Below are 6,131 nucleotides of genomic sequence, written 5' to 3'. Positions count from 1 at the left end.
CCCCTTCGTGCCCCTCGTGGGGCGCTCTGCGACGCCGCCCCCGGCCGGAAGGAGTGCTGACGGAATACATGCTCAAAGTTCGGCAAAACCATGAAGAATGGATCATTTGCCGCAGTACGGTGGGAATCTGCCGTCCAATGCAGGCTCCGCGACCGGTTCAGGAGGAAGCCCGCGTGGCAGATCGACTCGACGTGGCGTCGCTGGCTCCGAGTGATCGGGCGAATGCGATCCGTGAACTCTCGGGGTCCGTCGTCAACGGCCGCGCAGAGGTGGATCTTCCCTCGGACCCGAATCGCCAGCAGGCCTACGCGACCACCAGTGCGCTCGGGTCGGTGAAAGTCTCGGAGATCGGCTGGAACGTGACCCGTATCCGGCGCACTGATGCCCCGGTGGACGGGTGCATGGTGCCGCAGATTCTCGTCTCCATCCGGGAAGCGGGGGTCTCCCAGTTCCACCAGGCGGGCAGGCACGGAGTGATAAGGGCCGGGGATCTCATGGTGCTCGACAATGCGAAGCCCTACGAGGTCCTGTTCCACGGCCCAGTACGTGGAGTTCTCGTGAGCGTTCCCACGCACATCCTGGGGCTGCGGCCGTCCCTGCTCGATCGGATCACGGCTGGTCCACTCAGTTCGGAGCGACCGGCCGTGGGCGCCACAGCAGCGTTCTTCACCCGACTGGCTCGTCATCGGGGCGCTGCCGGCAAGGCTGATACCGCCCTGTTCACGGAGCCCAGTGTCGACCTGATCAGGGCTGTGGTCACCATGGTCCTGTACGGGGACGACCTGACCAGAAGGCTCCTGAACGACACACTTCTTGAGCGTGTTCAGGAATACGTGCGCCTCCATCTGGCAGACCCCGATCTGACCGCTGAGCGAATCGCAGCCGAGCACGACGTTTCCGTACGCTGGCTCTACCTGACCCTGTCCCGAGCGGGAATCACCCTCGGCGAATGGATAAGGACCCAGCGCCTCGAAGAGTGCCGGAGGGAACTGGCGTCGCCAGTGCACCAGTTCATGACCATCGAGGCCATCGCCCACCGGTGGGGGTTCGCCCGCGCATCCCACTTCAGTCGTGTCTTCAAGGCGGCGTACGGCGTGAGCCCCCGCGACTTCCGGTGGGGTCGCAGTGGGCTTTCACCGGAGACGAAACATCGCCGGCAGAGCACTTGGGACGGACCACCCTGACCGTGCCGGTTCCGGCGCGCCGGATGGTCGCCGCGTGCGCGTGCGCGTGCGCGTACGCCTCGCAGCGGCACGGCGGCCCCGGCGGATTCCTGGGGTGAGGAGGGATGGGCCCGGGGCAGGTCACCGGCCGGTGATGCGGGGCCGGCGCGCTTGGATCACCGGGGCGGGCTCCGTGCCCTTGCTGCTGTCGACGACGTGGTAGCCGTGGTGCTGGGCGGCGGTGGCGGAGGCGTGGTTGGGCAGGATGCGCAGCCGGGTGCCGACCGGCAGGTCGGGCAGTTCGGTGAAGCAGGTGCGGGGAAGGTTCCCCGAGGGTGTCAGGGCACAAAGACCGGCGGGCGGTGCGTGCCTGGGCACGCACCGCCCGCCGGGGCGTTCCACGGTCCTGCGGCGCGGTACGGAGCGCCGCGCCGGCGGACACTCAGGAGGCGGGCTGCTCCACCTTCGTCGCCGGGTCGCCGTCCACCGCGGCGGCCAGCTGCGGGACGAGGCGGTCCAGGACGTAGGGGATGCTCAGCACCGTCGACAGGGAGACCGCGTTGCCGTAGTCGCCGGTCTCCTGGACGAAGACCTCGCGGCCCTCCTTCACGACCTTCAGGCCGGCGTACAGCTTGTCCTTGTGCAGCTTGGCGACGGCCCCGGTGGTGTCCGGCACGATCCACACGGCGACGCCCTGGTCGAGCAGGTCGGTGCGCTCCTTGCTGATGTTGGCGCCGAACTGGTCGCCGATCACCTTGTCCAGGTCCGCCGGGAGCTTCAGCCCGAGGTCGGACAGCAGCCGCGAACGCGCGTCCTGGCTGCCGTAGACGAAGGTGCCCTCGTACGGGGTGGCCATCACCGCGGTGGAGCCGGCGAAGTCGGGGTGCGCCCTCTTGGCCTCGGCGAACTTCGCCTCGACGCCCTCGACGAGCTTGGCGGCCTCCCCGGACCTGCCCAGCGCCTTGCCTATGGTCTGCGTCTGCTGCTGCCACGGGATGCCGTAGTCGTTGAACTCCTTGGGCTGGGCCACGACCGGGGCGAACTTCGACAGCGTGTCGTACTGCGCCTTGGTCAGGCCCGAGTACAGGGCGAGGATCAGATCGGGCTTGAGCGCGGCGATCTTCTCGACCTGCGGCCCGGTGCCGGTGTCCTTCAGGACGGTCGGCGCGGCGGCGGAGCCCAGCTTGTCCTGGGCCCAGGGGCCGACGGCGCCCTTGTAGCCGCCGATCCACTCGGTGGTGCCGACCGGGACGGTGCCGAGCGCGAGGACGGCGTCCTGGTCGGTGAGGCCCACGGTGACCACGCGCTTGGGCTCGGACTTGATCGTGGTACTGCCGTACTTGCTGGGGATCGTGACGGGGAAGGCGCTGCTCGCCGGCGCCTTGCCGGAGCCGGAGCGGGAGCCCGACTCGGCCTCGTCGGAGGGGGAGTCGGAGGAGCCGCAGGCGGTTGCCGCGCCGACGAGTATCAGCACGGAGGCGAGCAGTCCGGTGATCCGGGTGGCTCTGGTGGCGCGGGGCATCGCGTGATCCTTCTGTTCGTTTCGGTTGTGGTCAGGTCTGTGGCTGGTGGCGGCCGGCTACGGCCGGGGGGTGCTGCGCTGCTCCGCCCACGCCTGCCACAGGGCGGCGTACGGCCCCCCTGCGGCGCGCAGTTCGTCGTGGGTGCCGCTCTCGGCGATGCGGCCCTCCTCCATCACCACCACCCGGTCGGCGGCGGCGGCCTGGCTGAGCCGGTGCGCGACGACCAGCGCCGTACGGCCCTCCAGCGCGCGTTCGGCGGCCTCCTCCAGCCGCCCGGCGCCGGAACTGCCGGCCTCCGCCGTCGCCTCGTCGAGGACGGCGACCGGCGGGTCGGCCAGCACCAGGCGGGCGAGGGAGAGTTGCTGCGAGCGGTCCGCGGTCAGCCGGTGACCGCCGTCGCCGACGACGGTGTCCAGGCCCTCGGGCAGCGCCTGCGCCCATCCGAGCGCGCCCACCCGTTCCAGGGCCTCGCGCAGTTCCTCGTCCGTGGCGTCCGGGCGGGCCAGGCGCAGGTCGTCGGCGAGCGGGCCGGAGAAGACGTGCACCTCCTGCGTGACCAGCGCGACCGTGCGCCCGGTCTCCGCGGGTTCGCCGCCGCCGACCTCGACCCGGCCCGACGACGGCCGGTGGATGCCGACGACGATCTTGGCGAGCGTGGTCTTGCCGGCGCCGCTGGCACCGACGAGGGCGACCTTCTCCTTGGGCCGGAGCACCAGGTCCACGTCACTGAGCACCGGCCGCCCCGGGACGTAGGCGTGGCCGACGCCCTCGACGGTGACGCCCGGAACGCCGGGGACGTCCCGCTGCGGTGCGTCTTCCGCGGCGGCGGGTGCGGGTTCGTCGACGACCCCGACCAGCCGGGCCAGGGCGGCCGTCGCGGACTGGGCGTCGTCCAGCAGCACCAGCGCGGTGTTCACCGGGCCGAACAGACTGTGGAAGTACAGGGCCGCCGCCGTCGCCGTGCCGATCGACGCGGAACCGCCGCGCACCAGCAGGAAACCGGTGACCAGCACGGCGGCCAGCCCGGTGTACTCGGCCACGTGCAGCCGGCTGTAGAAGCGCAGCACAAGCTGCACCCCGCGCAGCGTCAGGTCCACGGCGGCGCGGGAGCGTTCGGTGACCCGCTCGGTGTGCGCGGCCTCGGCACGGTAGGCCCGCACCGTCGCCGCCCCGCCGATCGTGTCGAGCAGCTGCTGCTGCTGCGCCCCGGTGGCGACGCGCTCCTTCGCGTACAGCGGGGTGGCGTTGCGGACGTACCAGCGCGCGGTGTGCGCCTGAACCGGCAGTGCGAGCAGCGCCGCCAGCAGGAACCGCCAGTCCAGCACCGCGAGGGCGGCCAGCGTCAGCACGATGGACAGCCCCGACCGCACGAGTTCCGGCAGCGCGCTGCGCACCGCCTCCGCCACCCGTGACACGTCGCGCGTCACCCGGGAGTTGAGGTCGCCGGACCCGGCCCGCTCCAGCCGCTCCAGCGGCAGGGACAGCGCCCGCTCGACGAAGCGCTCGCGCAGTTCGGCGAGCACCGTCTCGCCCAGCCGCGACACCAGCGACATGCCGAGGGCCGTGGCCACGCCCTGCGCCACCGCGACCAGCACCAGCAGCACCACGGGAAGCGTCAGCGCCCCCGCCGGGTGCCGGTCGGTGACCAGGTCGACGATGTGCCCCAGCAGCGGCTGTGTCAGCAGCCCCACCGTGGTCGCCACCAGCATCACCACGGCTCCGCCCACGGCCGCCGCCCGGTGCGGCCGCAGCAGTTCGCGCACCGCGGCGCGCGTCCGCGCGGGCGTCGCGGTGGGCAGCAGCTCGCGCGCCGCGGATCCCGATGCCGTCGTCATGCCAGTACCGCCGTCCGGTAGGTCGGGTCTCGGTGCACGAGGTCGCCGTGTGCTCCGTCGGCGGCCACCCGGCCGCCGTCGAGCAGGACGACGCGGTCGGCCATGGACAGCAGGGCCGGGCTGTTGGTGACCAGCAGCGTCGTACGGCCCCGGCGGTGCTCGCGCAGGCCGCAGGCGATGCGGGCCTCGGTGACCGCGTCGACCGCCGTGGTGGGGTCGTGGACGACGAGCACCGGGCGGTCGGCGACGAGGGCGCGGGCGAGCGCGACGCGCTGGCGCTGGCCGCCGGAGAGCGAGCGGCCGCCCTCGGTGACCTCGGTGGCGGTGCCCTGAGGCAGGGCCCGGGCGACCTCGTCGGCGCAGGCGGCGGCCAGCGCGCGGTCGCACTCCCCGGCGCCGCCCAGGTTGTCGGCGAGGGTGCCCTCGAACAGGTCGGCGTCGTGCGCCGCGACGAGGACCACGGTGCGCAGCCGCGCGGGGTCCAGCTCCGGCAGGGGCACGCCGTCCAGTTCGACGACGCCGGCCTCCGGGTCCGTGGCGCGGCCGAGGCAGGCGAGCAGCGCCTGCGCGGCGGCCGGGTCGGTGCTGGCCACGCCGAGCAGTTCGCCGGGCCGTGCCTCGAGGTCGGCGTCGCGCAGCGCGCCGAGGGTGACGCCGCGCAGCCGCAGGCCGCCGAGCACCGGTTCCGGCAGGGCGCGTCCACCGGGCAGCACGTCGGGTTCCGCGGAGAGCACGGCCGCGATGCGACCCGCGGAGGCCCGGCCCTGGGCGAATTCGGCGTTGACCCAGGCGAAGACCTCCAGCGGGCCCAGGAGGAACAGCGCCAAGCCGACCGCCGAGACGAGCTGACCCAGCGTGATGTCGCCGGCCGCGGCGAGCCGTCCGCCCACCAGCGCGACCAGCGCGATGAAGACGCCGGTGAGGGTGAGCACCACTCCGCTCTGCCAGGCCTCGGCGCGCGCCGCCCGCACCGTCGCGCCGAGCGAGGCGCGGCTGGTGCGCCGGTACCGTTCGACGGCGGCGGCCTGCGCGCCGATGCCCTTGAGCACCCGCAGTCCGGCCACCAGGTCGGCGGCGATCCCGGAGGCGTACGCGGCCCCCTCCTGCTCGGCCTCGCTGCGCCGCTCAAGGGGCTTGCTCAGCAGGTGCCCGAGCCAGAGCAGCAGCGGTGTGCCGAGGAGGACGACCAGACCGAGCGGCACGGAGATGCGCAGCAGTGCCACGGCGCTGACCAGGAGCCCGGTCAGGGCGGAGATCCCCGTCATGACGGCCATGTTGACGGCGCCGACCCGTTTGGCGTCCTCGGTGGCGATGTTCGCCAACTCGCCGGGCAGGTGGCCGCGTTCGGCGCCGCCGCCGGGGTCGAGGACCCGTCGTACGAGGGCGATCCGCAGGTCGTGCGCGGCCTGTTCGGCGGCGCGTTCGCCGGCGCGGGCGCCGAAGCGGAAGCTGAGGGAGAGCCCCACGTACACGACGGCCAGCACGGCGAGCCAGCCGAAGAGGGCGCGCCCGTCGCCGTCGGAGACGGCCCGGTCGATGACGACGCCGATGATGACGGGGACGAGAGCCTCCCCGAACTGATGGCCGGCGCCGAGCACGGCGCCCATGGC

General features: G+C 72.9%; 4 protein-coding genes and 1 pseudogene. 1 reads left to right on the top strand and 4 read right to left on the bottom strand.

All coding sequences use genetic code 11. The annotated features are described in order from the left end of the window. Window positions 1-173: 173 nt before the first annotated feature. Window positions 174-1,184: a helix-turn-helix domain-containing protein gene (locus tag B085_RS42880; protein WP_018560085.1), complete on the top strand. Its 1,011-nt coding sequence runs from the start codon at window positions 174-176 to the stop codon at window positions 1,182-1,184. Window positions 1,185-1,304: 120 nt separating this feature from the next. Here the strand turns inward: B085_RS42880 and B085_RS0118610 are convergent. The 4 genes and pseudogenes from B085_RS0118610 to B085_RS0118595 all read right to left on the bottom strand — a co-directional run. Then, window positions 1,305-1,463, bottom strand: a pseudogene (locus tag B085_RS0118610) (DSD1 family PLP-dependent enzyme); the annotation flags it as partial. Window positions 1,464-1,605: 142 nt separating this feature from the next. After that, window positions 1,606-2,685 carry an iron-siderophore ABC transporter substrate-binding protein gene (locus B085_RS0118605; protein ID WP_018560083.1) on the bottom strand — a complete coding sequence of 360 codons (1,080 nt, stop codon included), beginning with the start codon at window positions 2,683-2,685 and terminating at the stop codon, window positions 1,606-1,608. A gap of 57 nt (window positions 2,686-2,742) precedes the next feature. Beyond that, window positions 2,743-4,521 carry an ABC transporter ATP-binding protein gene (locus tag B085_RS0118600; protein WP_018560082.1) on the bottom strand — a complete coding sequence of 593 codons (1,779 nt, stop codon included), beginning with the start codon at window positions 4,519-4,521 and terminating at the stop codon, window positions 2,743-2,745. After that, window positions 4,518-6,128 (bottom strand): ABC transporter ATP-binding protein, encoded by a 1,611-nt coding sequence (locus tag B085_RS0118595; RefSeq protein WP_018560081.1) that lies wholly within the window; start codon window positions 6,126-6,128, stop codon window positions 4,518-4,520. Before B085_RS0118595 ends, B085_RS0118600 begins: the two co-directional genes overlap by 4 nt. Window positions 6,129-6,131: the final 3 nt, after the last annotated feature.

It is taken from the genome of Streptomyces sp. BoleA5 (assembly GCF_000373665.1).
Lineage (GTDB): Bacteria > Actinomycetota > Actinomycetes > Streptomycetales > Streptomycetaceae > Actinacidiphila.
Note: the sequence above shows the minus strand (reverse complement) of the source record. Positions and strands in the feature narration are given on the sequence as shown.

Bases quoted from the DNA above. Each gene is read 5' to 3' on its own strand.
- B085_RS0118600 (WP_018560082.1), bottom strand. From the start codon at position 4,521: ATGACGACGGCATCGGGATCCGCGGCGCGCGAGCTGCTGCCCACCGCG.
- B085_RS0118595 (WP_018560081.1), bottom strand. From the start codon at position 6,128: ATGGGCGCCGTGCTCGGCGCCGGCCATCAGTTCGGGGAGGCTCTCGTC.
- B085_RS0118605 (WP_018560083.1), bottom strand. From the start codon at position 2,685: ATGCCCCGCGCCACCAGAGCCACCCGGATCACCGGACTGCTCGCCTCC.